Raw genomic sequence first — 26,986 nt, forward strand, 5'->3', positions numbered from 1 at the left:
ATCGCAAATGCTTGAGCCCTTCGGATCCCCACCTCGAGCCGCTCTCAAACCCTGACGCCGGCACAACTCTGGGGAGGCGAACCTGTCGCCGGAACGAATCGCGGTCGGCCCGCGGTGGGCGTGCGCCGAACATCCGCGCAGCCCTTGCGGTATCGCAACCATTGCGCGTAAGGATGAAAGGGAGGACATGCCGTCCACCGTGTCGGCTTCGAGGTGCCCACCACTGACACTCGCGCATGGGCGTATCCCCTGCCCCCGAAGCCACAACATGGACGCCCTCATCGCTCGGATGTGAGGAGGAACCACCTATGGCCAGTAACACTGTTGCCGACTACCTGCTCGAACGTCTACGCACCTGGGGCGTCGAGCACGTGTTCGCCTACGCCGGAGACGGCATCAACGGCATTCTCGCCGCGTGGGGGCGCGCCGAGAACGACCCGCAGTTCGTCCAGGCCCGGCACGAGGAGATGTGCGCGTTCGAAGCGGTGGGTTACGCCAAATTCACCGGCCGGGTCGGGGTGTGTATGGCCACGTCCGGCCCGGGGGCGATTCACCTGCTCAACGGCCTCTACGACGCCAAACTCGATCATGTACCGGTGGTGGCGATCGTGGGTCAGACCGCGCGCTCGGCGATGGGCGGCTCCTACCAGCAGGAAGTGGATCTGCTCAGCCTCTACAAGGACGTCGCCGGTGACTACGTCCAGATGGTGACCGTTCCCGAGCAACTGCCCAACGTGCTCGACCGCGCCCTGCGGGTGGCGATGACCCAGCGCGCCCCCACCGCGATCATCATCCCTGCCGACGTCCAGGAACTCGAATATTCCTCTCCCTCACATGCTTTCAAGATGGTGCCGTCGAGCGTGGGGATCGACTGGCCCACCGCGGCGCCGGACGATCAGGCTCTGGCGCGGGCCGCGGAGATCCTCAACGAGGGCGAGAAGGTCGCGCTCCTGATCGGACAGGGGGCGCGCGGCGCCGGTGAGGAAATCGCCCGCGTCGCCGACCTCCTCGGTGCCGGCGCCGCGAAAGCGCTCTTGGGCAAGGACGTCCTCTCGGACGAACTCGCCTGGGTCACCGGATCGATCGGGCTGCTCGGGACCCGGCCGAGTTACGAGATGATGACCGACTGCGACACCCTCCTGACTGTGGGGTCGAATTTTCCGTACAGCCAATTCCTCCCCGAATACGGGCAGGCTCGCGGGGTGCAGATCGACATCGACGGACGGTTCATCGGCATGCGCTACCCCAACGAGGTCAACCTCGTCGCGGACGCGAAAACTGCTCTGCAGGCGTTGATTCCGTTGCTGCGCCGCAAGGAGGACCGGTCGTGGCGCGAGCGGATCGAATCGAATGTCGCACGGTGGTGGGAAACGATGGCCAAGGAAGCTGCGGTCTCCGCCGATCCGGTCAATCCGCTCGCGCTGTTCGCCGAACTGTCCCCCCACCTGCCCGACGACGTCATCGTCACCGCCGATTCCGGCTCGTCCGCGAACTGGTACGCGCGGCAACTGCGGTTCCGCGGCAACATGCGCGGATCCCTGTCGGGGACACTGGCCACGATGGGTCCCGGCGTGCCGTACGGCATCGGAGCGAAGTTCGGAAACCCCGACCGGCCGGTGATCGTCTTCGCCGGAGACGGCGCCATGCAGATGAACGGACTGGCCGAACTGATCACCGTCAAGCATTACTGGCAGCAATGGACCGACCCCCGGCTGATCGTCGCCGTACTGCACAACAACGACCTCAACCAGGTGACCTGGGAGATGCGGGCGATGTCCGGGGCACCGAAATTCGTACCCTCGCAAACCCTTCCGGACGTCGACTACGCGGCGTTCGCGCGCAGCCTCGGCCTGCATGCGGTGACCGTCACCGATCCGGGGGAACTGGGTCCGGCATGGGATGGAGCATTGTCGGCCGATCGCCCCACCCTCCTCGATGTCCACACCGACCCGAACATGCCGCCCATCCCCCCGCACGCCACGTGGGAGCAGTTCACCTCCGCGACCGCGGCTGTCCTCCACGGCGACGAGGACAGCTGGGGTTTCGTCAAGGAAGGCATCAAGACCAAAGCGCAAGAATTCCTTCCGCACAAGGGCACCTGAGGATCTGTGATGATCGACCCCCCGATCACGGATCTGAGCGCCACCGTCTACACCATCCCGACGGACTTCCCCGAAGCCGACGGCACGCTCGCATGGGCCTGCACCACGATGATCGTGGTGCAGGCCCACGCCGGCGCCCGCATCGGCACCGGCTGGACCTACGGCCCGGCCGCGTGCGGCGCCGTCGTCACCGACACCCTCGCCCCCCTCGTTCTCGGAGCCAGTGCGATGGATGTGGGAGCCGCGTTCGATCGGATGGTCCATGCGGTCCGCAACGCCGGGCGCCCGGGCATCGCCGGATGCGCGCTCTCGGCGGTCGACGTCGCCCTGTGGGACCTCAAAGCGCGACTGCTCGAGATTCCGCTGCACCGATTGCTCGGCGCAGTCCGCGGCGCGGTCCCGGTGTACGGCAGCGGCGGCTTCACCACCTACGACAGCGCCCGGTTGACCACGCAGCTCGAGCAGTGGGTCCACGAGCAGTCCATCCCGCGGGTGAAGATCAAGATCGGCGAGGCCGCCGGCACCGAAGAAGACCGCGATCTCGCACGTATCGAGCAGGCCCGCACCGTGATCGGCGACGAGACCGAACTGTATGTCGACGCCAACGGAGCGTTCCACCACAAGCAAGCCGTCCGGTTCGCCGAGCGCGCCGCCGCCGCGCACGTGTCGTGGTTCGAGGAACCGGTCTCCTCCGACGACCTCGACGGACTGCGGCGCGTGCGCGCCGCGGTCACCGCCGACGTCGCGGCCGGTGAATACGGCTACGACCTCACCTACTTCCGCCGCATGTGCGAGGCCGGGGCGGTCGACTGTCTGCAGGCGGACCTCTCGCGGTGTGGCGGTATCACCGAATGGCTCCGAGTCGCGGCGGTCGCGGCCTCCTACCATCTCCAGATTTCCGGTCACTGCGCCCCGCATCTGCATGCCCATGTCGGTGCCGCCACCCCCAACCTGCGGCACCTCGAGTGGTTCCACGATCACGTCCGCATCGAATCCTCGTGCTTCGACGGAGCTCTCGATCCCGGCGGCGGTTCGATCCGGCCCGATCCGCAGGCCCCCGGGCACGGGCTGACCTTCCGCGCGCAGGACGTCGCGCCGTATCTCGTGCGGGGCCCGGCCCCGCAACCGAGTCCTGCCTAGAGGTAGGCCGACGTATGGGCAGATACAAGCATCTCACCGAGGTAATCGGGAGCTCTCACAACGCGAGGAGTTCGCTATGACCATCTCCCGCTCCCCCGGGACACGCCCGCGGTTGCTGTTCGAGGAGCTCGCTCAAGCGCTGCGCGAGCACGTCGACGGGGAGGTCCGCTTCGACGCCGGCTCGCGGGCGACGTACTCGACCGACGCCTCGAACTACCGCCAGGTACCCATCGGGGTGGTGGTTCCCCGATCACCGGACGCGGCAGCCGCCGCGGTGGCGGTGTGCCGCGACTTCGACGTGCCGGTCTTCTCCCGCGGCGGCGGCACCAGCCTGGCCGGGCAATGCTGCAACGTCGCGGTGGTACTCGACTGGAGCAAATACTGCACCCGGGTCGAATCGGTCGACACCGATAACGGGATTGCCGTCGTCGAGCCCGGGATCGCGCTCGATCGCCTCAACCACCACCTCGAAGCCTCGGGATGGATGGTCGGACCCAAACCCTCCACCCATGTCAGCTGCACGATCGGCGGAATGATCGGCAACAACTCCTGCGGCTCCACCGCCCAGGCGTACGGAAAGATGGTGGACTCCGTCCGCCGCCTCGAAGTGCTCACCTACGACGGTGAGCGGATGTGGGTCGGGGAAACCTCCGACGCGGAGTTCGACACCATCATCTCCGCCGGCGGCCGGCGCGCCGACCTCTACCGCGGCCTGCATCGCCTACGCGAGCGCTACGCCGACGACATCACCGCCCGCTACCCCGACATTCCGCGCAGAGTCTCCGGCTACAACCTCGATTCCCTGTTGCCGGCGAACAACTTCCATGTCGGAGCGCTGCTGACCGGGTCCGAGAGCACCCTGGTGACGGTCTTGCGCGCCGAACTCACCCTCGTCCGGATACCGGCGGCGAATGCGCTCGCGATTGCCGGCTTCGACAACATCTGCGACGCTGCCGACGCCGTACCCCTCGTCCTCGACCACAACCCGGCCGCACTCGAAGGTATCGATCACCGTTTGGTCCAGCTCGAGCACAGCCGCCATCTCGCCGAAAAGGCACTCCGACAGCTGCCCGACGGCAACGCCTGGTTGATGGTCCAGTTCGACGGCGACGACCAACACGAGGCGGACAACAAAGCCCACGTGATGCTCGAGCACCTCGAGCGCGCGGTCGGGGCGAGCACCGAAGTTCTCGACGATCCGGTCCGAAAAAAAGAGGTGTGGGCCGCCCGCGAGGCCGGGCTGGGAGCCACCGCCTACCCGCCCGGTGAACCCGAGACGCACGAAGGATGGGAAGACGCTGCGGTCCCCCCACTGCGGCTGGGCGACTATCTGCGCGATTTCCGCGACCTCCTCGACACCTACGATTACAGCTCCGCGTCGCTGTACGGACATTTCGGGCAAGGATGCGTGCACACCCGTATCCCCTTCGATCTGCGGACCGCAGAAGGCATCGCGAAATACCGGTCCTTCGCGCAAGCCTCCGCCCGCCTGGTCGTCGACTACGGCGGCTCCCTCTCCGGCGAGCACGGCGACGGACAGTCCCGCGGTGAACTCTTACCCATCATGTTCGGCGAGCGTCTGGTATCCGCCTTCGACGAGTTGAAGGCGTTGTTCGACCCCGACAATCGCATGAACCCCGGCAAAATCGTCGCCCCGTACCGACTCGACGAGAACCTCCGACAAGGCGTGAATTACCTCCCGCTCGAACCGGCCACTCATTTCGCCTACCCCGACGACGACCACCGCTTCAGCCGCGCCGCCGCCCGCTGCGTGGGCGTCGGCAAATGCCGCGGCCACGAATCCGGGGTCATGTGTCCGAGCTACCGCGCCACCGGCGAGGAAGAACACTCCACCCGCGGCCGATCGCGCCTGCTCTTCGAAATGCTCCAAGGCGACGTCGTCAGCGACGGATGGCGTTCCACCGAGGTACGCGATGCGCTCGATCTGTGCCTGGCCTGCAAAGGGTGCCTGTCCGACTGCCCCGTCAACGTGGACATGGCCACGTACAAAGCCGAGTTCCTCTCTCACCACTACCACGGCCGGATCCGGCCCCTGGCGCATTACTCGATGGGCTGGATCCCGCTCTGGGCGCGGATCGCCGCCGCCGCGCCGACCCTGGTCAACACTCTCACCCACGCCCCTGCAATATCGGCGGCGATCAAGTCCGCCGGCGGCGTCGATCGCCGCCGCCCCTTTCCCCGCTTCGCGCCCATCCGTTTCACCCGCTGGTGGCAACACCGCCCACCCCCCACCCCACTCCGTGAACGCAGTCGCGGACCGGTACTGCTGTGGCCGGACACCTTCACCAACAACTTCGATCCCCAGATCGCCGGTGACGCCGTCACCGTCCTGGAAGCCGCGGGATTCGAGGTCACCGTACCCACCCGCACCCTGTGCTGCGGACTGACCTGGATCTCCACCGGCCAACTCGGCACTGCCACCGCCGTTCTCGAACGCACCCTCGGCGAACTGCAGCCCGCACTCCGAGGCGGCACCCCCATCGTGGTGCTCGAGCCCAGCTGCGCCGCCGTCTTCCGCTCGGACCTACCTAACCTGTTGCCCGGCAACGAAGACGCCCGGCGCCTCGCGAAACAGACCTACACCCTCGGAGAACTTCTGCACACATACGCGCCCGAATGGCGGGCGCCGACCCGAGATTCGAGATCCGCGCTCATCCAACCGCACTGTCACCAACATGCCGTGCTCGGCTACGACGCCGACCAACACGTCCTCGACGATGCCGGAATCCGCACCACCGTCCTCGATGCCGGATGTTGTGGCCTGGCCGGAAATTTCGGGTTCGAACGCGGCCACTACGACGTCTCCACCGCCTGCGCCGAGGACGCACTCCTACCCGCTCTGCGCGAAGCCGACCCGCACACCCTGATCCTCGCCGACGGATTCAGCTGCCGCACACAGATCCGCGACCTGCACCCCGATACCGAGCCGTTGCACGCTGCCCAGGTGCTCGCGGCCGCGATCCGAGGACGCCCGGTCGGCACCCCGCCGGCATCGAATATTGCTGCACAACAGGATAACCGGCTCAGGCACGTGGGCCGAGTCGCCGCTGTGCTCGGTACCGGCGGCGCGCTCGCGTTACTCCGCCACCGCCGCCACCGCCGAATTCAACGACGCGAAACAGTGAGGGCGAGCTCATGACCCGGGCACTGCGGGACGCTGTCATCGTCGGGTCCGGACCCAACGGCCTCGCCGCCGCGGTGATCCTCGCCCGCGCCGGACTCGACGTCCAAGTCCTCGAAGAACAACCCACGCCCGGCGGCGGCTGCCGCACCCACCCCCTCACCCTTCCCGGCGCCCCGACCCTGCCCCACGACCTCTGCTCGGCGGTGCACCCGATGGCCGCGGCCTCCCCGTTCTTCACCGCCTTCGACCTCGACGCGCGCGGCGTGCACCTCCTTCGCCCCGAGATCTCGTATGCCCATCCCCTCGACGACCACCCCGCCGCACTCGCCTACACCGATCTCGGCCGCACCATCGAATACCTGCGAGCCACCAGCGGGGGCCCCGACGCGCGAGCATACGAAATACTGATGCGCCCGTTGGTGGAATCCTTCCCGGCCATCGCCGCACTCTGCCTGTCCGACATGCGCAGCCTCCCCCGCCCCGCACGGACCGTTACCGGCCTCGCCGCCGGCGCCGCATTCGGGCGCCGCGTCGTCGAACAAGGCAGTCCGGCATGGAATCGGCGTTTCACCGCCGAAGTCGCCGCAGCCCAGATCACCGGTGTCAGCGGGCACGTCAGCGCCCGCCTGCCCTCACTCGCCCCGTCGGCGACGATGCTGCTGCTCGGCGCCGCCGCCCACACCGTCGGCTGGCCCATCCCCGAAGGAGGAAGCCAAGCCATCACCGACGCACTGATCGCCGACCTGGCCGATCACGACGGCGACATCCTCTGCAACCACGCCGTTGTCGACCAGCGCCAACTGCCGCCGGCGCGGGTGTACCTGTTCGACACCTCACCGTGGACCCTGGCACACATCTACGGCGCTCGTCTCGGCCGGCGCTACCGACGAGCGCTCGACCGCTTCCCGGCGGGCAACGGCATCACCAAAGTCGACTTCATCCTCTCCGGACCCGTCCCCTGGGCCGATCCGCACATCGGCGGCGCCGGCACCGTCCACTGCGGCGGCACCCGCGCCGACATGGCCGCCGCCGAAGCCGACATCACCGCCGGCCGACACACCCCCCGCCCCCTGGTCCTGGTCAGCCAACCCTCCGCAATCGATCCGACCCGCCGACGCGACGACGGCATCGAGGCCTTGTGGACGTACACCCACGTCCCCGCCGGATCCGACCGCGACATGACCGACACCATCACCGCACAGATCGAACGCTTCGCACCCGGATTCCGCGACACCATCCTCGCGTCACAATGCACCACCGCCCACCACCTCAGCGACCACAACGCCAACTACCGAGGCGGCGACATCGCCGCCGGACAAGTCACCATGTACCGCATGATCGCGCGCCCCACCCTGCGCTGGAACCCGTACCGCACCCCCCTCGGCAACGTCTACCTGTGCTCCTCCTCCACCCCACCCGGTCCCAGCGTGCACGGCATGTCCGGCTACCACGCCGCCCACCACGTACTACGCCGCCACTTCGGAATCCACACCCTCCCCGACCTTGCCCCACACCGCCGGCCGGCGGGAAACCCTCTCTGACACCGCGGCACGGCTCACTGCTTCGGAGCGTTACCCTCCGCCGTGAACACACAGCCACCCGCACTAGATGTCCGTAATGTCGACGTCGTCCAGTCGTGTATTCAGAGCAACGAGATCGGTGCCCACACCTCGCACGGCGAAATGGGCTTCGAGTATCGGAAGATCATCCCCGGCTCAGGATGGCGACACGGTCGGCCATGCGCACCCCGAGATCTCGAAGCGCGCCCGCCCACCGATACACAACGATCATTGACCTGCACACCACCGATGCATCATCGACAACAGCCACAGCATCCGGCCTGATAACTGCAGCACGTCTGATGAACGTGACCGCGCTCAGCTCAACGTCATTGCGCCCCAACTGATTCACCGTCATGGAACGGTCTCCTCCTGAATAGGTGCCCACGTCGTGTCGCACGAGTTCCACTTGCTGGCAGCGCCCGCCAAACATCGTGTGAGTCACGCGCAGGTTTAGTTTCGCGCCGGAAGCAACACCCGCCTACAACCCTTCCCAGTGTCCGCGGTCCACCACACCTGGCCATGACCGAACCACTATTGGCGGGTTCATGGCCCCGGTGGGGTAAATCGAGATGCCCCTACCGATTTCGGCACCTCCGCCCAGTGGAGCAGCGGAGTTCGGTCAGGCAATTTCTGTATCGGTCCGCGTCAACCTCACTCAGCTCCACCTCTGCGCCGTGAGAGATACGCCGAGATCAGCTCACCGCATCGCCCGGCGAAGGCTCGTGCACTCGGTCCACCGGTACGTCGGTGGTGAAAATGAACAGAGCCAACCTGGTGACTTTAGCGCGCACGGTTGAACCTGGCGTCGATCCCGACGTCAGTCGCCCGCCGTCGGACTCCCAGTCCTGCTCCCTGCTCCCAGCGGCACCCCAAAGGGACGAAATACGACGGCCCGAGAACTGTGCAGTTCTTTCATCTCTCGACTGCACCATGAGCTCCGCCCGCAGTCGGGGACCGCACTGTCAACGTGCCACCTGCATTTGCCCCACCGATGTGGTGATCGCGAACGGTGGCCTGCCCGACAACTCCGACACCGAGAGCATCCGGAATCTCACCCCGGACGGAGGACATGTGGGCGAGTGCCTCACTCATCCTCGGAGGATGAAGCGCTCCGGCGTGCCGATCGACATACTGGTCGAATACTGTCGCGGCGCACTGATAGCCGGTCATCGAGTTTGTCCTCGAGTACTGGTGGGCATGAGCCTTGGTGGCGAGAAAGGACGACGATGTCCCTGACATTTCCTACCCGATACCAGTTTCTGATCGACGGGGAAGTATCCGATCGCGTGCGGGCTGCATTTCCGCAGCTCCAGGTAGGGCACGCCGTAGGCGGCTTCACCACACTCTGGGGCCCCGTCGCCGACCCCACGAGTATGCGCAGCATCATGGCACGGATCGACGCGCTCGGACTCACCGTGGCAGAACTACGGCGCTTGCCGGACTGAGCTTGTCGTAGGCTCGTGCACACACTAAAGAGCATGGTGATCGCCAAGGCCAGCACCAACATCGGGGAGAACACCACAGCATCGAGAATGAGAGCATCCGAGCCCTGGCTACTCGTCTGAGAAGATCCGGAGCCTTCAGAGGGGTTCTTTCGTAACGATCCGAGCGTGGCCCGCGCGTACCCTCGCTGCGCGCTACGTCCAAGCGCCCCACGCCTTCGCTGAGCGATGGTAGAGCGCAACTCTCATCATCGGCGCTCTGAACATCATCGACAGTGGTTCGCAGAGCAGTCTCCCAGCCCCGCCACCAGCTCAGGGCACGGGCCTTCGTGATCTCTTTCGGCGCTTCGACAAAAGAGAATCGTCAACTTCTGGTAGTCCGCCTCCGCGAGATCAGAGAGCAATCTCCGGCCTAGTCCCGGCCAGCTGAATGTTCCTTCCAGCACGATGTTTTGACCGGCCGCGAGGCAACGCTCGGTGACGGCATCGACGATGACCGTGGACTCCGTGTGCACCAATGTCGTCAGTTCGCGCGGCATCACCCGGTGTCCATCTGCCAGTTCGGAGGAACCCGCCGCTACAGCGAAGCGGACCTGGCCACGTTGCGGCGAATCAGCGCGTTGATCGCCGACGGAATCAACCTGACCGGGATCGGTGTCATCCTCGACCTGGAAACCCAGAACGCGATCCTGGCCGAACGGATCGCCCAGGTCGCTCAGATGCCCACGGAGGGGTCCTCGTCCGAGCGCATACCGCACTCCGGTGATCGCTCGTCGGCATGAGCGATGGCACCGAATTCCACATCGGCAACGATGGCATGTCCGGCGGATTCGAGTTGGTCGATCGCGGCATCGAAGGCATCGATGAGCCACGGCTTCTGCGCCTGACTCAATAGTGTGTCCGTGCCCACGTCACCGATTTGCATGATGCGCACCCACCACGAACCGCTCGCATCAGGGTGGTCCCACAAACCTCGCGGAGAGTTCGTCGCCAACACGTAACGACCGTACTCGAGATCGACGCGAATAGCGTAGTGCCCCTCGACGTTCACGACAGTAGCCGGCCGCTGCGACGCCGCAGCCAATGCCACCAACGCATCGTCGTACATCTGCGAAAACTTCTTCGTCAGAGGCACATCGCCCTCCCATCCGTTCGAGGCCGGCCGTACAGAAAGCACGGTGCGACAGACAGTCCCCTGCCACAGCCATGACGAAGAACCGAGACCCATCCTAACCGCGCGATGCGCACATAACCGGGAAGCATCCCACTCGGCAATCAACCATCTGGACAGCCTTGCCGTGCCGGCGGCTTCGCCACAAAAGCCGAAGGAATGGCCAGTGTCTACAGTGCAGTACTAGGCGCTGGTCCTGAGGTGACTTTCCTTCGGCACTCGGCTACCGCTACGTCAGGGTTTCCACGACCTCGGCCGCAATCGCCGCGACCCGAAGATTGCGGGACTGGGACTGCTCGACCAGCACCTCGAACGCACGCTCCGCACTGATCCCGTGCAACACCATCAGCATTCCTTTGGCCTGCTCGATCGAAGCCCGCGTCTTCATCGCCTCCTGCAGGCCCTCGACCTCGGCACGCCACTGCTCCGCCCGCCGCGCATTCCACACCGCGCCCTCCACGGCGGCGACGAACACCTGCACCAGCACCTCGTCGATCTCGCTGAACCCGTGATCGTCGTAGCTGTAGAGATTCAGTGCCCCTACCCTGTCGTCGTCCGTGGTCAGCGGCGCTGACAGGTAACTTGCCACCCCGATGCCGGCGACGTTCTTCGCGAACTCGGGCCACCGTAGTGCGGCGTCGTCGATACGCACCCGCACCACCTGCTGGGTGCGTGCCGCTTCCAGACACGGGCCTTCATTGGCCCGGTACTGATCGACGTCGACGTCGAGGGCGCGCTCGTCGGTGCACGCGACCGTCTCGGGCTCTTTGTCGCGGGCGGAGAGGATCGTGACTCCGGCCATGTCCGCAGTGGGGATCGTCGCCACCACTTGCGCACACACTGATTGCAGCAGCGAAGGTAAGGGCATCGGGGTTCGCAGGAGCGCGCCGAAACGCTCCACCGCGACCGCTATTTCGTCGGAGTCGTACTGATGCGCGGTGATGACGTCCACATGCGCACAAGAACCCATCGATCCTGGTTGGCATCCCGCATACACCTGCCAACACTCGATTACAGCCGGACAATCGGACGATTCAACGGCGGCGTGTACCGCGAATAACGCCCCCGCACAGGACTTCTCCACTGTATCGGCTCACTGAACAACTCCACCCGCCGCAGGTCCCGAAGAAACCCACTCACACACTCCCACAACACATCTGCGCACGCAGGAGCAGCCGGGCCCACCACCCCGATCAACAACCCGAACACCACCTCGTCGTCACTCTCGACGACACTCTCGTACGAATCGATCACCACCTCGTCATCGGGAAACCGCTCGCGAAGCTGACCCAACTCCCGTAGAAACCGTTCCCGACGCAACTCGGCACTCACGACGGCCCTCTCCCCTGCTCGGCCGGGCACACCCACGAACAAGCGATAACGATCGCCCGGATGCCCGCTCACCTACGCCTACGCCTTCGCCTGACTGGAACATTGTGGCGCCGCTACCGCCGTATTCGATACAACATCATCGACCACGCAAGGTGAGAAGACACCAGGAGCGGAAGAACATACGAGTCTCGACAGAAGAACCCCAGGGCGGATACCGAAGACTGTGGTGGTGGCCCGTTCACTTGGCCCGACAAGCAAGGGCCTGCGCTGAACGCGTGTGCGATCACGTTCGCCGATCGTTGGCCGGGATCGGAAACTTACTGATGGAAATCCGCCGAAACACCGTTAGCGAGATAGACCCCGAGGCTCATGATGCCGATCCGACTTGCCGAAGTTGTGGCTCGAGGGTGCGTAGGAGGTAGGCGATGGCGAGGACGCTGGGGTCGCTGAGCGCCGCGGACAGGGGACCGTCGATGTGCGCGACAGCGCCCGATCGCACCGCGGGCAGGTTGCCCCATCCCGGTATCGACGCCTCCAACAACGCGGCTTGCCCTTGAATCAGAAGTAGGTCGGCACCCATCATCGGCAGTGCGTTCTCGACGGCAATGTTGGTCCGTGTTATCCCCTTGGATTGGGCGACGATCTCGGAATCCATGTGCATTCCGAGTTCGACGAACAACACGGCTGCCGGGTCGGTGTCGGAAGCGATCAAGGCGAGGGCGCCGGGGCGGGCTGTGGCGATGAGGAAGGTCCGCCCAGCGAGGTTGGGATGTCGTTGCGCGAGATCGGCGATGGCGTTGTCAGTGTCGGTGATCAGACGCTCGGCGCGGTCTGTTTCGTTGAAGATCTGTCCGAGGACGCTGACTTGTGTGCGCCACGGGTCGACGTAACCAGTCGAGGCGAGTGGGGCGATGGTCGGTGCAATAGCGCTGAGAACGTCATACACGGCGCCGTCACGGGCGGAGTAGTCCGCCAGAATCAAGTCCGGTGCCAGGGCCGCGATTTGTTCGTACGCAGGCGCGCCGAGAAGAGTGAGCGTGATCGACGTCGACGCGTAGTCACCTTGCCAGGGAAAGTGCCCGCCGGAGGTGCTGATACCGGCAATGGATCCGACACCGACGGGGGTGCGCCCGAAGGCGATGACGGTGTCGGCCCAGGATGAGGACAGCGCGACGATACGTTCCGGCACGTGTGCCACGGTGGTGGTTCCCCTGCTGTGAACCACTGTCCTGGCTGCTGCGTCAAGACTTGCACTGTCGTCGGTGTTGGGGTGCGGCGATGTGCAGGCGGAGCAAGCAAGAGTGAACGACAGAAGTACCAGCATCACCCACCCGTGGTGGAGACGCTGCGGCGGGGAGGGGCGGGAGCTCATCAGATGATGGACAGGTGCTTGGCCATGATGACGACATCATGGCGGTTGTGGGCCCCGATTTTTTGGTACAGGCTGCGCAATTGAGTTTTGACGGTATTGATGGACACGAAGAGTTCCTTTGCTATCTCGGCTGTCCCCATTCCTGTTGCGAGCAGGGCCAGTACGGCGTGCTCGCGTTCGGTGACCACGACGAGCGGCACGGCGGGAGGGAAGACCGGACGAATGTCGGTGCGAACATTGGACACGAGCTCCGAATGTTCGATTTTCTGCAGTTCGTCGATGTCGGCGTCGGCGATCGTGGTGAACGGGCGCAGGGCGCCGGTTTGTTCGGCGATGGTGACGGCCCATCTCCAGCAGTTCCCGGCGCGCACGGGGTGCCCCATACGAAGATGGATGCTTGCTTCGAGCAGGAGGGCTTCGGTGTGCAGGCCTGGATATCGTGCTTGCTGGTCGGCGTCGAGTTCTCGGCACAGGGTCAAGGCTGCGTTGTAGTCGCCGGTCAGATAGTGCAGTCGTGCAACGGAAATCAAGGTCCAGGGATGGGATTCGGGCGCGGTCAGGGTCTGCGCCAAGGCAAAGGCATTGTTGCCTTCGCCGCAGGCGAGCATGAGATCGATTTCCATCGCAGCCAGGAGGGGCATCGCAGCAGATCCAGCTCGCACGCGGTGCGGGTGCGCGGCGCGTTGGCGGCGCAGAAAGACCAGCGCGGAGAAAGAGGTACCGGTCGCCAGCGCATGCAGGCAGCGCGCATAGACGATGTACGCCCACAGCTCTTCTCGATGCGATGGTTCGCCGAGTGCCGCTAGTGGGTCGCCGGCGGTTTCGACCTCCAGACGGTCCAGAGCGAGGAGGGTACGAGCGACGAGGCCGCTGACTTGAACCATCTGCTCCAGCCAGCCCACCGGGATCGGATGCTTGCTCTGGTACTCCAACCACAATTGTGCGCGGGTCGGTTCGCCGACCATCGCCCAGTTCATTGCCGAACTGCCGGCTGCGTTGGCTGCCACGAATCCGATGTCGGCCGCTTCGCGACCGCGATAGGCCATGTTGAGTTCGATCGAGGACGTGGTCAGATCACCGGCAAGTTGGTGCGTGATGCCCCATTGCAGCCGGAGGACGGGAAGTTCCTCGGTGATCCGCTCAGGGTTGATTTCGAGGATGTACCCGCTCAGTTGCGAAAGGTGTACGGCCAACTCGGCCGCAGCGGGGAAATCGCCCGAGACGCGATGCATGATCGATTGAACGGAACCGATCCGAAGTCGGTCGATTCCCTCATCGGTTGCGGCCAACTGCCGCAAAGTTTCGACAGTGCGGGGGAGTCCATCGGTCATGCTGGTGGATCGTGATCCGTTGCGTGTGAACAGATTCAGTCCAGCTTGAACGGCAACCTTGTTCTGTGTGTACTCGGGCGGAATGCGCACAAGGACATCGCGCAGTAACGCCATGTGTTGGGCGAGCATGGACACCCACGACTCTTCGACTACATCCACGACCAATGGCCACTCGTGTGCCTCAGCGGCGTACCGAAGTGCGAGATGCGGTGTCTGCGCTCGGCGATGATGGTGCGCCAGCGCGATCATGCGCTCACCGCGTGCGGTGTCTTGCGCACGGAGGTGAAGACTCAACAGTGTTCGCAGAGGTGCCGTCATCGTCCACGCCCGAGGCGTGTCGCCCGAAGATTGCACTGCGAGAAGAATTCCCGACTGTTCGAGCGCCAGGAGGTCTTCGGTGGTCGCTGCGTTGTCGGTGAGCACTGCCGCGACATCGGAATCGATCAGATGCGCAATGGACAACGCCTCAAGAATAATCCCGAGACGGCTGCTACGCCCGCTGGGCGTGAGGGTCGCCAGGTAGCGGGCAACACACCGCTCCGCGGCGGCACGCCACTGATCGGGCGACCCTGACACGGCAACGGGGCGGAGCGCCAGTTCGGTGATCGTATCCATCACCACGGTCGGGATTCCGGCCGTGCAGTGACGAACCACCTCGGCGACCGATGCGGGGAGGTTGACGCTGGACGCGAGGGCGTGGACATCGTTCTTGGTGAAGACGAGGTCGTCAGCGCTGATGGTCTGGACCGTGAGTCCACCTTCCTGGGCAGCACATTCCAACCGACGGTGGGTTGTGGAAACGATCAGATCGACATGGCCGTATTGCTCGAGCAGTTCGAGGAGGTAAGCGTGTACACCGGGATCAGTGACTGGGTCCGGGTGAAGGAAGGTCAGAACAATGCGTCCCCCAGGCGACTCAGTACCGGCGATGAGGTCGTGAATCTCGTCGACAGCTTCGCCAATGGGACGGTGCACTGGTGCAACCAGAGCGGCCCGCGAAGACCCCGACGACGCCCACATTCGCAGCACAGAAGCGGTACTCGACCCAGGGAACGAATGAACGGTAGTAAGCCGAGCTGTTTTCTCGAGCATCGCCACGAGCTTGTGCCGCAATGGGATCAACTCGGCAGATGCGAGGGTCTCGGATGCGTACGCACGAATATCGGCTGAAACCACGAACAAGAACTCTTTCATTTTCATCGGTGCACGGCACAAAATGTCGGCACAAATAACCACAGGAACCCAACCTGCTATGTGTATCGGGCATCTGGAGCGATGCGAAGGCTCACCCGCCTCTCATCCCTGAAATCACCCCTGCAATCACCCCCATTTGCGTCACCGAGACCAAACGATTTCATGAAGGCGACGGCATGTGAGGACCGGTGGTCCCTAGCCGGTATGGAAGCAACTGGCGGACAGATTGCCGCGATCACACGCGGCACAGGTTGTGCTCGCGACTGGCGGGCTCGGGCGGAGGACGAGTTCGTCGTGATGCCGGCCGCTCGTCACCAAGATGGAACATCGGGCGGGGTGCACATCCAACCCGCAAAGAGAACCCGCCGACAAGGAGGTGAACCTACAGACGGGTCTGGCGCGCGAGAACCGAGGCGGAAGCCAGCGTGCTGAAGGGACCCACCGACGCTCACCAAAGATCACTGGTGAAATCCACCGCCTTCTGCATTGGCCCGGGTTCACCCTGACCGCCACATCAGCCGACTCCGGCGGCGGTAAGTTCCCGAACACCGGCTAGATTCTCCTCACCTCAACCCGAGGCAGCGCTCAGCTGAGCGAATTCAGGGCGGTGATGAAAGAGACAGCGGTGATGCCCAGCTTGAGCAGCTCGCTGACCTTGCCGAGATTGAGATCCTCGAGCGATTCGGTGCTCAGCGATGCGGTGTCGAACGATCCCATGAAAACTCCTCAGAAATTATCGATTGAACGGTAGTGACAAACAGCAAAGTAAGGAGGGGCAGACCCCCGCATACACCGGGGTCCGCCCCCACCCTTCTGCGACTTGGGGCTGCCAGTTCGCCGGGCGGTTGCCGTTCGTGACCGCCACCGCTCCAGATGTCACGCCCCGGTCGTTTCCCTAGCTGCCGAAGATGTTGCCCAGGTTGCCGAGCGAGCCGGTACCGGTCTCAGCGTCCTTCTTGGCGAAGTTGGTGGTGCAACCGTTGAACGTCACCGCGTCGACGAGGGTGGAGGTTGCGGCTGAGCCGCGACCGATACTCACGCCGTAGTGATCGACGACAGCATTCGGCTGCGCTTCGGCGATGGCGTCGAGGCTCACGCGCGCGAAGTCCTTTGCGCCGTCGATGTTCTGGGTGCTCCACCACTGCCCGTCCTGCAGGTCGGTGTGCACGGCGCCGTCGGCGGTGTCCGGCGCGGTGACTCCCGGAACCCACACGAGGGTGGTGAAACCGGTGGTGCCGGTGAACTTGCCGCCGGTGGTGCCGCTCAGCCGCAGCTGGAACGATGCCTTCGCGGTGGCCGCGCGTTCGGCGAAACTGATGTCGGTGTCAAGAATGTCGGAGAGCTTCACACCGCCCGCCGAGTGATACGACACGGAGCGGTCTTCGACGCCATCGACCGCGAGCTCGAGGGAGCCGTCCTCGTCGAGAACGTTCTCGGCCGAGTACGAAGCGGTCTGATTCTTCTCGTCGTCGAACGGGATTCCCCAGCCGTTGGCGGTGGTTTCGGTGGAGGTTGCATCGCATGTGACGCCGGGAGCCGTCTCGTCCGAGCCGAGCGAACCAGTGGGCAGCGCGCCGGCGAAAGCGGGGGCGATCAGGGCTGCAGAGCTGACGAGTGCGGCGACGATTCCGGCGCGGCGAGCAGTGGTGGACATACGAGTTGAACCTCTCGATAAGGAATGCAAGTAAAGATCAGCAAAAACTAGCACAGACTGTCCGGTTTGTGAATGTTTAACTATCGCGTGACCGTAATTCACAGACAACCGGAAACCGTTGCTCAGTAACGTGTTTCAGTTCTCGGGCCGCGGTTCCAATTCTTACAGAATGGGATAGTGGGTCCATTGACGTTCCTCAGCCAGATTCCGCGTTCACCGAAGCCGGTCCGCGCCGCGATGGTCCTGACTCCAGCCTTTCGCCGTTGGCGGGAACCGTCGTCCGAGACACGATACGAACGAAAAAGGGCTCCACCGGCAAGGGAGTGAGACTTCGCCGGTGGAGCCCTGGCGCACTGAGAACGTGACAGAAGCCAGCGCACCTAACAGGGCCGTCGACGCTCATGTGTGAGACCGACAAGCCCCGGCGCCATCCTCTCAGGGTTGGGTCGAGAACACGGCGACGCAATCGACACTACGACCAGGAACAGGCCGCAGTGCTCCGGACACACCGCCATGCTGCCCCTCGGTGTCCGGCATCGGAGATTGCTCTATCGACCCGGCGCCGAGAACAGCCCCTGTCCGAACACGAACCCGTCTGCCTGGACATACTTCCGGAGCACGAAATTGCCGACATGCGTTTTCTCCCAGGGCACCACCGTCACCAGTTCGGATATCACTCTGCGTGGGCAGCGTTTCGCCCGCGAGAAATGCAGAGCACTTGCCCACTCACCATCACAACAGTCCGGTATGACGACGCAGTGGGCCGGCCGGACTTCCACGCGGTGCTCGTGTTCGGCCCGACCACGCTCGCCTGAAAAATCTCAGGCTAATCCGCGGTTCGCGAAACAGTTACCGCCGTCCTTCCCGTAGCTCGTGGATAACTGAACCGCGGCGATGCGATGCTAAAGTCCGTATTGATCAAAAAATTGCACTGTCTTCATCAGGTCGGGACCGAATGGAGCGTCACGTCCCATGCCTGACAACACACTTGCCTCCGATACGTCGTGGAGACGGTACGACCGCTGCCATACCGAGGTGAGACAGCAGTGTTGAGTAAATTTCGGCGCGACGCCGCCATCCTCGCCGCGTACCTCGCGCAATTCGAGAACACCGATACGAACTGCGCGGACCCTCACACCGCCGCGACGACCCTCACGCCCGAGGAACGACGACAACGTCGACGCGACTACACCGACAGCCTCGCCTGGGCGGCCGCGAGGCAGGTCAACGATGAAGACATCGCGGCCCTCACCCGGATGCGGCAGCGCTACGGTTTCCCCACGCGATCATGACTGTCGGCAGCCCCCACACGCCCGCCGAGACTCGTCGCCGAGAAATAACGAAAGGAACCCGATCGATGAGCGAAGGCTACTTCCGAACCCAGTGCCGCGGATGCGACCTCCGCGTCTACGAAGGACCCTGGATCCCACCGCGAGAGCGTCACCTCCTGCACGAGCAGCACCGCGCACTCTGCACCAGTGCGCCGCCCACAGCCCCGACTACAACGACTCCTACGTCGGTGACCACCGTGCCCACCCCGTTGTTCCTCCTGCCCACCGAGCATCGGGAACCCAGACCGCCGGCAGCCCCATCGTCCGCGAAAAACACGCTGCTACAACGAATGCGATAACGCAGCGAACGGCCATTACCGAATCGCGGCCGGGACTTACCAGCCCGCCGACCGGAACCCGAAGACTCCACGTCCACCGAATACGCAGGCAAGAGGTCCATCAGCAGGGCTCCCTGAAGAGGTAAGAACAGACCTCGGCCGCGCACAGATCGAATCTCGACGAACTCTCTGACCTCGCCGACCTGTCAGTCATCGTCCCTGAAATCGGGAACTTCCTGTGCAGTAGCCGATTTCGCAGCTATTGTTGCCTGTGGGCGCCTGTCGACCGGCTGGTCACTCGACGGGAGGCGGGACGCCCGTCTCCCCGCCACCACATTCAACCCTCCCCCCGCTTCGCCGGGCGGCAGGTGCAAGCGCTGAACCGCACTCGCGTCGGAGAGCTTCACCAACGTAATTCCGGGGATGGGATGCGCCAGACCGAGACGACTGTTGCCCCGGTACCTACCTGGCGTACAACACACACTTCGTCACCTGCCCTTCGCGCGTCCGGCGAAGTGGGTAGGTAACGACCACGGACACTGCCCACCTCCCCGCCCAACAGACTGGACGAGTTACGCGCGGAACCTCACATGACGCCGCTGATCGTTGCCACTGCGTTCGCTGCCGACCCGATCAGAGAAGGCCACAAGGCGATCCGCGTCAGATGGTACCGATCACCCACACCATCGGCGACCACTGATGAGCCGCCCAGCGTCTGGCCGTTACTCTCCCTCGCCCAGGGAACGGCTCTGCAACGCCGCCAACTCCTCACGCGCCCTCTGGGCCACATCCGACCGAAACCCCATCAGCGCCATCGACGCCACCGCTTCCGCACCGACCGCCGACACACCGAGAAGGTCCGCGATCGCCTCACTCGCAGCCCTTCCACCCTTTGAGGCAACTACAACCTCGAGCACCTCTTGAGGACGGTCGAGAGCCGCCACCAGCGCAGTGAGCTCCGCCACCCGCGACGCACCTCGCTCCTCCCGATCTCCGGCAGGGCGGCGCCGAGCAGACATCGGCGCATCCACCGACGACCCGTCCCACCGAAACAACTCCGCACCCAACTCGCCGTGCTCGGTGAGATGGAGGACCTCGAAACCGCCGGCGTCCTCCGGACCGGTCAGTCGCACGAGCACACCCGTGCGACTGTCGAACGCCAGATCAACCGCCACACCCGACGACTGAGTCACGGCGATCGACCACGCCGCTCTTCCCCCGACCACATCCAGGCACGGCTCGGATACATTCACCTGCACACTCATCCGCCGCAACACCGACTCCGGCCCCAACAGATCCAACGGACTGAACACCGATCCCAGATGCACAACCCCGAAGCCGCCGCGATGGCGCTGGATCTCGTTGTCGATCCGCACGAACGCCTCCCCGTCGACGCTGGACATGTAGACAACCTCACCACCACGCTCGACGCGCCACCGCCCTCCGGCGCCGTGCCAGAACCGGAAATCCTCGCCTGGGGTCTGATCACCCGCCTGTCCGGTCATGCGCATCGATCCCGACACGCAAACCGTCTCCGCCGCAGCATTTCTCCCGACCAGCTCCACCCACGACGGAGATAATGTCATCAGACCACGATAACCAGACAACCAAAGGGTCACGAGCGAAATCAGCGAAACGACAGCATCGCCCCCGACATCTCGAATCGGAGGGAAGTTCTGCTACGCCGATGTCGCCGGGGAATGGTCAGGACAGTCACGCTTTGCAGCGGAGTGTTGCACAGGCAACGAGTCGCCGATCGGGCCACCCAGGCACGCACCAACCGGAAACTGCAGGCGAATCCCATGCGCGCGGGCAACGGATACACACACCGACCCGTCGTGGGCACACCTGCACGCCGTTCAGGGTTCGCATCCCGCATTCATTTCCGGCACTCGATTACAGCCGAATGACCGGACGTATCGGCGGCGGCGTGTACCGCGAACAGCGCCCCCGCGCAGGGCCTCTCAACTGGATCGGTTCGCTGAACAACTCCACCCGCCTCAAGTCACGAAGAAACCCGCTCACACACTCCCACACCTCATCAGCACACACCGGAGCAGCCGGGCCCACCAACCCGATCAACAAACCGAACACCACATCGTCGCCGCCGCCGACGACCGCCGCGTAGGACCCGATCAACACCGCATCCTCGGGAAACCGCCCACGAAGCTGCCTCAACTCCCTCAAAAACCGCTCGCGGCACACACCAACACTCACGCGCTTCCGTCCCTCCCCGCTCGGCCGGCCGGACACAGCCCACGACCAGACGATAACGATCGCACTGCTGCCTGCTTGCCTGCGCTCTCCCTGACTGGAACCACGCGTCGCCACCCTCCGCCCGATCCGATAAATTTCATCGAACAAGCAAGTTGAGGACAGGCAAGATCGGAAGGGCGTACGAGTGCCGACAGAGGACAACAGAAACATTAGAGCCGATCGCGAAAGCCGGTGCCCCACACCGAGTCGGAGGATTCCTCTACCACCGCGACGGCGACCGATGGGAATGGTCCGACACCGTCGCCCGCATGCACGGATACGACCCCGCCACCGCCGCACCAACCACCGAACTGCTTCTCTCCCACAAACACCCCGACGACAGAGCCCACGTCGCCCACACCCTGCACACGATCCGCACCTCCGGCGGAGCATTCAGCAGCCGCCACCGCATCATCGACACCCACGGGCACACCCGCTCGGTCGTCGTCGTCGGCGACCGCGTCCTCGACGACGACGGTGAGGTCATCGGCAGCTCCGGCTTCTACATCGACATCACCGACACCATCGACAGCACAGTCACCGAAGCAGTCGACGACGTCGTCGCCGACCTCACCGCCTCCCGCGGAGCGATCGAACAAGCCAAAGGCATGCTCATGCTCATCTACCGCATCCCCGCCGACCGCGCCTTCGACGTCCTCGTCTGGCACTCCCAACAAACCAACACCAAACTCCGCGACATCGCCGAAGGACTCCTCACCCGCGTAGCCACCGACCTCGACGTCCCCACCGCTGTACGCACACGCTTCGATCATCTCCTGCTCCACACCACCTGACACAACGCTGCGACGCGGTCGCGGCGTGTGTTCTTCATGGCCGCGAGCACCGGAGCGCTGGTCCTGTGGTGACTTCGACTCGGCACTCGGCTCGGTTCGGGTCCATATCGGCCGGCGCGACTTGCTGTCAGTCTTGGTCGCACACCATTCGGCACGCTTAAGGTGAGCAGATGCGCACACACTTCGCCGACAGTCTCGACGACCTCGCTGCCGGTCTCGCCTCGATGTGCGCTCTGACCGTCACAGCAATTGCCGACGCAACAACAGCCTTGCTGGATGTCGACCTCCCACCGCCGAACGAGTACTCGACGCGAACACCGACCTCGACAGAGCCGCCGCCGACTTGGAACACCAGGCATTCTCACTCCTCGCCCTACAGGCCCCCGTCGCCCACGACCTGAGATTCACCGTCGGCGGCCTGCACACCGCCGCCAGTCTGCAACGCATGGGCGGACTCGCCACCCATGTAGCCAAGATCGCGCGCCTACGCCACCCCACACCGGCGGTCCCACCCGAAGCACGGCCAGTCATAGAGGACATCGGGAAGACAGCGGTAGCCCGGGCCACCGAAACCCAAGTGGTACTGCGGCACCTCGACCATGAACGCGCCGAAATGCTGGTCGCAGCCGACACCGTCATGGACGAACTGCACCGGCGCCTGTTCACCGTCACCCAAGCCCCACGGTGGCCACACGGAGTACAAGCAGCAGTCGACGTCACCCTCCTCGGTCGGTTCTACGAACGGTTCTGCGATCACACCGTCGACATCGGACGACGCATCATCTTCCTCGAAACCGGACAACTCCCAGCCCGACCCGAAACCCTTCTCTGACATCCGAACCCGACGATCACCGCCATTCCGCCAACGTCAGTGGCCTCGCACTTGAGCGACCTCGCCGACCGCCAAGCTCACACCCAGCGAAATCGGCACGCGCACGTCATTTTCGAATCGTGTGCGAAGGTTCGCAGCCCCAACGCTGTCATGCGATCGGAGATACTCACTGCGCGTTGACGCGGAAGCGGACGTCGCCGAGGAGCACCTCGGTCGGAGTCAACGCAACTGCCGGAGATCAGCACAGCGTCGGCGATCACGCGTCATCCAACGAGCTAAAGACGATATGGATGCGAAGGCGGGAAGGATCGCCTGCAACTCAGGTTCGTTCACAACCGGCCGCTCACGTTCGTTCACGAGAGGCCAATGTCGAACTCGGGCCGAATTGAGTAGCAACGACTCGAATAATTCTGTGGGAGTGCAGTCTTGGACAACTTCGGAGACGGCGATAGAGGTCCTTCTCGACCACCAGAACATGTTGCGGCGAATACAAATCCGCCGCAGACCAAGCAGTGTTCACGTCGGCCGAACTCGGCCAGACCTCCACCGGCGAATAAAAGCAGATAGTTTCTCCGCACTTGTCACCTTCAGAATACCGCGGCGATAGGGGCTTGCGGCAAGGCCCCGGTTATGCGGCACACTAACTCCTCTCAGCCAGATAGACGAGAGGATTGCAGGTGTCCGAACTGCTCGACGAGGGACCGTTTTTTCATGGCACGATCGCCAACCTCCGCGTGGGTGAATTCCTCACCGCAGGCCGTCCATCGAACTACCGCCCCGAGGTAGTGATGAACCACATTTACTTCACAGCTCTTGTCGATGGTGCCGGCCTCGCCGCCGAGATCGCTGCAGAACTCTCGGACAGCGACGCGGTCCCACGGATGTACGCGGTCATGCCGACCGGGTCGTTCGAGAACGACCCGAATGTGACCGACAAGAAGTTCCCCGGTAACCCCACCCGGTCCTACCGCAGTCGCGCCCCACTACGCATCATCAACGAGATCACCGAGTGGACACGACTGACACCTGAACAACTCCAGACTTGGAGAGAACGGCTAACCGCGCTCCTCTCCACCGAACGCGGCGAAATCCTCAACTGAGATGCGCAGGACCGTCCATGTACGCCTTGGTCTGACAACCAGCATTTCGCGGACGCATCTGTGCAGATGGATCGGTTGATTTCGAGAACGATCCCATCCCCTCACCGACAATGGCCCAAGGATCGTCGTCGAACTAACGGGCGAGCAGGTCCCCCGCGACGTAGCACCATCAAGCATCACGGATACTCGCATTACCCGGCAGCAAAAAACCCTCATGCACAGCTGCGCCGCACATGTGCCCCGTCACTCCACCGCACCAGTTTCGCCGCCTCCGCAGCCGGGTAATCAACCTGGTGGCGCAGCGCTGCACACGCAACGAGTCGCCGACAGGCCCCACTCCCGGCCACGACCACCCGGCAACGGTCTGCGTGAATCCCACGCACCCGAGCACCGGGATACGCACGCTCGCCGGCTGCCGTCACCAACAGCTGGCGAACCGTCCACACCACAGCATCACCGCCAGGCCCAGGGCACACAACAGCCAACCGTCTACGGGTGGCATCCCGCGCCAATTTCCGCGATTACAGCCAGATGATCGGGCCGTACCGACGGCGGCGTTAACCGCAAATCCCGCCCCACTCAAGCCTTCTCGACTGCATCGACTCACTGAACATTTCCACCCGCCGCAACTCCGGGACACTCAGGCGACGCTCCCTGCCGACAGTCCAATTCGTCCAGCACGATGTCGAGCGGTATCTCCTTGCAGCGGCTCATTTCGTCCAGAGCCTGCAACCGGTCGCGTTCCTCGGCGAGGTCCTGATTGCCGACCTACATTCCGTCGGATCGCAGATTCATCGAGTCCTTGGCGCCGACTGTGGATGGCGCACGGCTGAAAGGCGCAGCCACCCGCTCGCGGGCGCACCCCGGCATTAACTGCTGCACGACAACTACTTCCGAAGCGTGTTGTGGGAAATGGAATCCGCCGCACGACTTTCTTCGCCGTCGTGCGTCTCGGAGTGCGCCAACAGACCACCCCCTTCGTCGAGTCGACGAGTAACGCGTTCGATGTCCTCCTCGGAAGGTTCCTCACCAATGGTTCCTGCGATCAGCTCACCAACACGCTCGTAGTTGATGTGGCGATCCGGAGTCTCATGAGCATGCTCGACAGAGAGCGCCACCACCTGATCGATCTCGGCGTCACTGAGCCGACGGCGTAAGACAGCCAACACCGCGAAATGATCCTTCTCAGGAATACCCTCCGGGTAGCCACTGCGAAGCCAGTCCAATACTGCCTTCAACGGGTGACGCACCTACCGCCTCCTCTCACCGATCGATACGCCGCTCTGCATCTATCCGAGACCTACCGCGTGCGCCGGAAGTTCGGACCTGCTGCACCCCAGCCACTCAGCGCTGCCTGAGGTCAAAGCGGGCAACGGCCAACGCCCATCGTAAGAAATTGAATTAACTCGCACATCCTGCCCGACAAGAACCGCGGACTCCGACGAAACGCGGAGGGTCGATCTAATCGTTCGTCAGTAACGACCAGACGGGCCTGCACGTCCTATCCGCCAGGAAGAACGCACAACTAACTCCTCTAAAGGTGCCGCGTCATCCCGGATGGGAACTTTCAACCTCCACAAGGGGACAAGCGGTACGGCACCGCCATACAAGGCCGGCGCGGTGTCGACGAATCTACGCCGCGTGCTGAATCTGTGGGGGTGCGTCCTCGACATGCCGCTTCGGCGTCATCGTCGCCGACAGTGCATCTTGACTCGCTCCGACAATCTCGCGCCACCACGCTTCACGTTCCTCGGATTCCGGCCAGACCACCACATCGAGGTCTTTGACATCCATGCGATTACTCCTTCATCTCATCTCACCGCCTGTTACCCATCTCGCGGTCCTGTAAACGCAGCGGCCCCGCAGGTCCTGTAAACGCAGCGGCCCCGCACCCCTACAGTCCCGCAGCCGATTCGGCCACCGCCGACGCCCGGGTGGTCGGCTCCCGCACTGCACTCGTAGCGGGGGTCATCGGGCACCGTGTTCCTCGGTGCCCGCCGGGGGGAAGTTTTGTGGGCAACAACAACCCGCGATGGTCGTAGCGTTGGACATACAACCCCCGACTACTGCCGCCGTTGGCGGCCGTGGCCGCGACGATCGCCTCGTTGTCCGACTCGAAGAATTCCTCGACACTCGATTCATCCGCGAACGTGAACTTGTACCGCTCCATGACACGACCTCACCGTCAGTCGAAAATAACTCGTACACATGGCGTTCGGACAAAAACTCTGACAACGTGCGCTTTCGCGCTGCCGACGGAAAAGATGATTGCCGAGCCGGGTCACACTTCTCGCACTTTTCAGCGTCGAAGGCCTGTACCCACAACTGCTCGGGTATTCGTAGGGACGTCACAGTGTGTAAGCGTCTCGGCAACCACTACGGAAGCGCGGAAGCGCCTGAGTTCCTAGGGCCGAGGGTTCCTCGCTTCGCCGTCGGGGGCCGGACAACGAGGAACCCGCCCACGCCCCCTAACCTTGCGGAGGGGAGCGTTGGGTAGCCCGGGGCCGCGTCACCGGAACGCGATACGTAAAGCGGGGCAGCATCATCGGCGGGGTCGGCCCCACAGGTCCCTCGAAGGCGCCCACCTCGATCCGGGTGAGTAACACCCACGCCGCCGGAGTGAGCGCATCGGCGAGAATCCGATCCGAATCCCCCATCACAGCAGCATATTCCAGATCGTGCCAGAGGCGGATATCCAGCCCCTCCCACCCCGAGTGGTCGCGCCGGCCCCCGCCGGCTACTTCACGCTCGTCCTCGGCGATGCGGGCGCTCTCGACATCATCGACCCGTACCATTTTCTCTGCACCCTCACCAAACATGCTGTTCTGAACTGCTGTTCACGCATCGATCTGCTTGCTCCCTTGCTTGTATCCCACCTCCTTGCTGCTCCCACTGCCGTTCCCGGCGCTGCTGATCTCGATCTTGCGGGGCTTGGCCCGCTCCGCGAGCG

The 26,986-nt window shown here is 63.9% G+C and carries 24 protein-coding genes; 11 read left to right on the forward strand and 13 right to left on the reverse strand.

Going from position 1 to position 26,986, the window contains the following annotated elements; genetic code table 11:
• Nucleotides 1-308: 308 nt before the first annotated feature.
• The 4 genes from B0E55_RS29870 to B0E55_RS29885 all read left to right on the forward strand — a co-directional run bounded on the left by B0E55_RS29870 (nucleotide 309) and on the right by B0E55_RS29885 (nucleotide 7,928).
• Nucleotides 309-2,102 carry a thiamine pyrophosphate-requiring protein gene (locus B0E55_RS29870; protein WP_080911074.1) on the forward strand — a complete coding sequence of 598 codons (1,794 nt, stop codon included), beginning with the start codon at nucleotides 309-311 and terminating at the stop codon, nucleotides 2,100-2,102.
• Nucleotides 2,103-2,111: 9 nt separating this feature from the next.
• Complete coding sequence (locus B0E55_RS29875; RefSeq protein WP_080911075.1) at nucleotides 2,112-3,242, forward strand: enolase C-terminal domain-like protein; 1,131 nt, start codon at nucleotides 2,112-2,114, stop codon at nucleotides 3,240-3,242.
• A 76-nt stretch (nucleotides 3,243-3,318) separates the two neighbouring features.
• Nucleotides 3,319-6,402 (forward strand): FAD-binding and (Fe-S)-binding domain-containing protein, encoded by a 3,084-nt coding sequence (locus B0E55_RS29880; protein WP_080911076.1) that lies wholly within the window; start codon nucleotides 3,319-3,321, stop codon nucleotides 6,400-6,402.
• On the forward strand, nucleotides 6,399-7,928 hold the full coding sequence (locus B0E55_RS29885) for a phytoene desaturase family protein (RefSeq protein WP_080911077.1): 1,530 nt from the start codon (nucleotides 6,399-6,401) through the stop codon (nucleotides 7,926-7,928). The genes B0E55_RS29880 and B0E55_RS29885 overlap by 4 nt, the downstream gene beginning before the upstream one ends.
• 163 nt (nucleotides 7,929-8,091) lie before the next feature.
• Here B0E55_RS29885 and B0E55_RS29890 read toward each other — a convergent pair whose 3' ends face one another.
• Entirely contained in the window at nucleotides 8,092-8,304 is a 213-nt protein-coding gene (locus tag B0E55_RS29890; protein WP_133053463.1) for a hypothetical protein, read from the reverse strand.
• Between the two features lie 557 nt (nucleotides 8,305-8,861).
• Nucleotides 8,862-9,041 (reverse strand): hypothetical protein, encoded by a 180-nt coding sequence (locus B0E55_RS29895; protein ID WP_133053464.1) that lies wholly within the window; start codon nucleotides 9,039-9,041, stop codon nucleotides 8,862-8,864.
• Nucleotides 9,042-9,175: 134 nt separating this feature from the next.
• Here B0E55_RS29895 and B0E55_RS29900 point away from each other — a divergent pair, with 134 nt between their 5' ends.
• Entirely contained in the window at nucleotides 9,176-9,394 is a 219-nt protein-coding gene (locus tag B0E55_RS29900; RefSeq protein ID WP_080911080.1) for a hypothetical protein, read from the forward strand.
• Nucleotides 9,395-9,843: 449 nt separating this feature from the next.
• Nucleotides 9,844-10,173, forward strand: coding sequence for a MerR family transcriptional regulator (locus B0E55_RS29910; protein WP_080911081.1), 330 nt, complete (start codon nucleotides 9,844-9,846; stop codon nucleotides 10,171-10,173).
• On the opposite strand, the gene B0E55_RS29915 is transcribed toward B0E55_RS29910, so the two are convergent.
• The 6 genes from B0E55_RS29915 to B0E55_RS29940 all read right to left on the reverse strand — a co-directional run bounded on the left by B0E55_RS29915 (nucleotide 10,107) and on the right by B0E55_RS29940 (nucleotide 17,445).
• On the reverse strand, nucleotides 10,107-10,526 hold the full coding sequence (locus B0E55_RS29915; RefSeq protein ID WP_080911082.1) for a hypothetical protein: 420 nt from the start codon (nucleotides 10,524-10,526) through the stop codon (nucleotides 10,107-10,109). The two genes, B0E55_RS29910 and B0E55_RS29915, sit on opposite strands and share 67 nt — an antisense overlap.
• Nucleotides 10,527-10,791: 265 nt before the next feature.
• Nucleotides 10,792-11,514, reverse strand: a complete 723-nt coding sequence (locus tag B0E55_RS29920; protein ID WP_206745222.1) for a GAF and ANTAR domain-containing protein — start codon at nucleotides 11,512-11,514, stop codon at nucleotides 10,792-10,794.
• Between the two features lie 747 nt (nucleotides 11,515-12,261).
• Nucleotides 12,262-13,083 carry an ABC transporter substrate-binding protein gene (locus tag B0E55_RS29930; RefSeq protein ID WP_157902100.1) on the reverse strand — a complete coding sequence of 274 codons (822 nt, stop codon included), beginning with the start codon at nucleotides 13,081-13,083 and terminating at the stop codon, nucleotides 12,262-12,264.
• A 182-nt stretch (nucleotides 13,084-13,265) separates the two neighbouring features.
• Nucleotides 13,266-15,773, reverse strand: coding sequence for a LuxR family transcriptional regulator (locus B0E55_RS29935; protein WP_198538474.1), 2,508 nt, complete (start codon nucleotides 15,771-15,773; stop codon nucleotides 13,266-13,268).
• Nucleotides 15,774-16,376: 603 nt separating this feature from the next.
• Nucleotides 16,377-16,508: a hypothetical protein gene (locus B0E55_RS32510; protein ID WP_256066028.1), complete on the reverse strand. Its 132-nt coding sequence runs from the start codon at nucleotides 16,506-16,508 to the stop codon at nucleotides 16,377-16,379.
• A gap of 178 nt (nucleotides 16,509-16,686) precedes the next feature.
• On the reverse strand, nucleotides 16,687-17,445 hold the full coding sequence (locus B0E55_RS29940; protein WP_080911087.1) for a hypothetical protein: 759 nt from the start codon (nucleotides 17,443-17,445) through the stop codon (nucleotides 16,687-16,689).
• A 1,046-nt stretch (nucleotides 17,446-18,491) separates the two neighbouring features.
• Between B0E55_RS29940 and B0E55_RS29945 the strand changes: the two genes are divergently transcribed.
• On the forward strand, nucleotides 18,492-18,737 hold the full coding sequence (locus tag B0E55_RS29945) for a hypothetical protein (RefSeq protein ID WP_080911088.1): 246 nt from the start codon (nucleotides 18,492-18,494) through the stop codon (nucleotides 18,735-18,737).
• Nucleotides 18,738-19,776: 1,039 nt separating this feature from the next.
• Here B0E55_RS29945 and B0E55_RS29950 read toward each other — a convergent pair.
• Nucleotides 19,777-20,640, reverse strand: coding sequence for a hypothetical protein (locus B0E55_RS29950; protein WP_133053465.1), 864 nt, complete (start codon nucleotides 20,638-20,640; stop codon nucleotides 19,777-19,779).
• Between the two features lie 849 nt (nucleotides 20,641-21,489).
• Here B0E55_RS29950 and B0E55_RS29960 point away from each other — a divergent pair.
• The 4 genes from B0E55_RS29960 to arr all read left to right on the forward strand — a co-directional run bounded on the left by B0E55_RS29960 (nucleotide 21,490) and on the right by arr (nucleotide 24,036).
• Entirely contained in the window at nucleotides 21,490-22,104 is a 615-nt protein-coding gene (locus B0E55_RS29960) for a PAS and ANTAR domain-containing protein (protein WP_241896177.1), read from the forward strand.
• A 170-nt stretch (nucleotides 22,105-22,274) separates the two neighbouring features.
• Nucleotides 22,275-22,505 carry a hypothetical protein gene (locus B0E55_RS32360; RefSeq protein ID WP_241896178.1) on the forward strand — a complete coding sequence of 77 codons (231 nt, stop codon included), beginning with the start codon at nucleotides 22,275-22,277 and terminating at the stop codon, nucleotides 22,503-22,505.
• Nucleotides 22,448-22,936: a phosphate signaling complex PhoU family protein gene (locus B0E55_RS29965; RefSeq protein ID WP_241896174.1), complete on the forward strand. Its 489-nt coding sequence runs from the start codon at nucleotides 22,448-22,450 to the stop codon at nucleotides 22,934-22,936. The genes B0E55_RS32360 and B0E55_RS29965 overlap by 58 nt, the downstream gene beginning before the upstream one ends.
• Nucleotides 22,937-23,613: 677 nt before the next feature.
• On the forward strand, nucleotides 23,614-24,036 hold the full coding sequence (gene arr, locus B0E55_RS29970; RefSeq protein ID WP_080911091.1) for an NAD(+)--rifampin ADP-ribosyltransferase: 423 nt from the start codon (nucleotides 23,614-23,616) through the stop codon (nucleotides 24,034-24,036).
• Nucleotides 24,037-24,923: 887 nt separating this feature from the next.
• Here the strand turns inward: arr and B0E55_RS29975 are convergent.
• The 4 genes from B0E55_RS29975 to B0E55_RS29985 form a co-directional block, all read right to left on the reverse strand.
• The gene (locus tag B0E55_RS29975; protein WP_080911092.1) at nucleotides 24,924-25,286 is read right to left on the reverse strand and encodes a DUF3349 domain-containing protein; all 363 of its coding nucleotides are present in this window, start codon (nucleotides 25,284-25,286) and stop codon (nucleotides 24,924-24,926) included.
• A gap of 382 nt (nucleotides 25,287-25,668) precedes the next feature.
• Nucleotides 25,669-25,830, reverse strand: a complete 162-nt coding sequence (locus B0E55_RS31745) for a hypothetical protein (RefSeq protein WP_157902101.1) — start codon at nucleotides 25,828-25,830, stop codon at nucleotides 25,669-25,671.
• A 100-nt stretch (nucleotides 25,831-25,930) separates the two neighbouring features.
• Nucleotides 25,931-26,206 carry a hypothetical protein gene (locus B0E55_RS29980; protein WP_080911093.1) on the reverse strand — a complete coding sequence of 92 codons (276 nt, stop codon included), beginning with the start codon at nucleotides 26,204-26,206 and terminating at the stop codon, nucleotides 25,931-25,933.
• A 298-nt stretch (nucleotides 26,207-26,504) separates the two neighbouring features.
• Entirely contained in the window at nucleotides 26,505-26,831 is a 327-nt protein-coding gene (locus B0E55_RS29985; RefSeq protein ID WP_241896175.1) for a hypothetical protein, read from the reverse strand.
• Nucleotides 26,832-26,986 lie beyond the last annotated feature (155 nt).

This window comes from Rhodococcus sp. 66b (genome assembly GCF_002076325.1).
In the GTDB taxonomy this organism is placed as follows: domain Bacteria; phylum Actinomycetota; class Actinomycetes; order Mycobacteriales; family Mycobacteriaceae; genus Rhodococcus_F; species Rhodococcus_F erythropolis.

Coding starts and splice junctions, on each gene's coding strand:
- B0E55_RS29870 (WP_080911074.1), top strand. CDS start 309: ATGGCCAGTAACACTGTTGCCGACTACCTGCTCGAACGTCTACGCACC.
- B0E55_RS29875 (WP_080911075.1), top strand. CDS start 2,112: ATGATCGACCCCCCGATCACGGATCTGAGCGCCACCGTCTACACCATC.
- B0E55_RS29880 (WP_080911076.1), top strand. CDS start 3,319: ATGACCATCTCCCGCTCCCCCGGGACACGCCCGCGGTTGCTGTTCGAG.
- B0E55_RS29885 (WP_080911077.1), top strand. CDS start 6,399: ATGACCCGGGCACTGCGGGACGCTGTCATCGTCGGGTCCGGACCCAAC.
- B0E55_RS29890 (WP_133053463.1), bottom strand. CDS start 8,304: ATGACGGTGAATCAGTTGGGGCGCAATGACGTTGAGCTGAGCGCGGTC.
- B0E55_RS29895 (WP_133053464.1), bottom strand. CDS start 9,041: ATGAGTGAGGCACTCGCCCACATGTCCTCCGTCCGGGGTGAGATTCCG.
- B0E55_RS29900 (WP_080911080.1), top strand. CDS start 9,176: ATGTCCCTGACATTTCCTACCCGATACCAGTTTCTGATCGACGGGGAA.
- B0E55_RS32510 (WP_256066028.1), bottom strand. CDS start 16,508: ATGGGATCGTTCGACACCGCATCGCTGAGCACCGAATCGCTCGAGGAT.
- B0E55_RS29940 (WP_080911087.1), bottom strand. CDS start 17,445: ATGTCCACCACTGCTCGCCGCGCCGGAATCGTCGCCGCACTCGTCAGC.
- B0E55_RS29950 (WP_133053465.1), bottom strand. CDS start 20,640: ATGACATTATCTCCGTCGTGGGTGGAGCTGGTCGGGAGAAATGCTGCG.
- B0E55_RS32360 (WP_241896178.1), top strand. CDS start 22,275: ATGCGCACACACTTCGCCGACAGTCTCGACGACCTCGCTGCCGGTCTC.
- B0E55_RS31745 (WP_157902101.1), bottom strand. CDS start 25,830: ATGGATGTCAAAGACCTCGATGTGGTGGTCTGGCCGGAATCCGAGGAA.
- B0E55_RS29980 (WP_080911093.1), bottom strand. CDS start 26,206: ATGGAGCGGTACAAGTTCACGTTCGCGGATGAATCGAGTGTCGAGGAA.
- B0E55_RS29985 (WP_241896175.1), bottom strand. CDS start 26,831: ATGGTACGGGTCGATGATGTCGAGAGCGCCCGCATCGCCGAGGACGAG.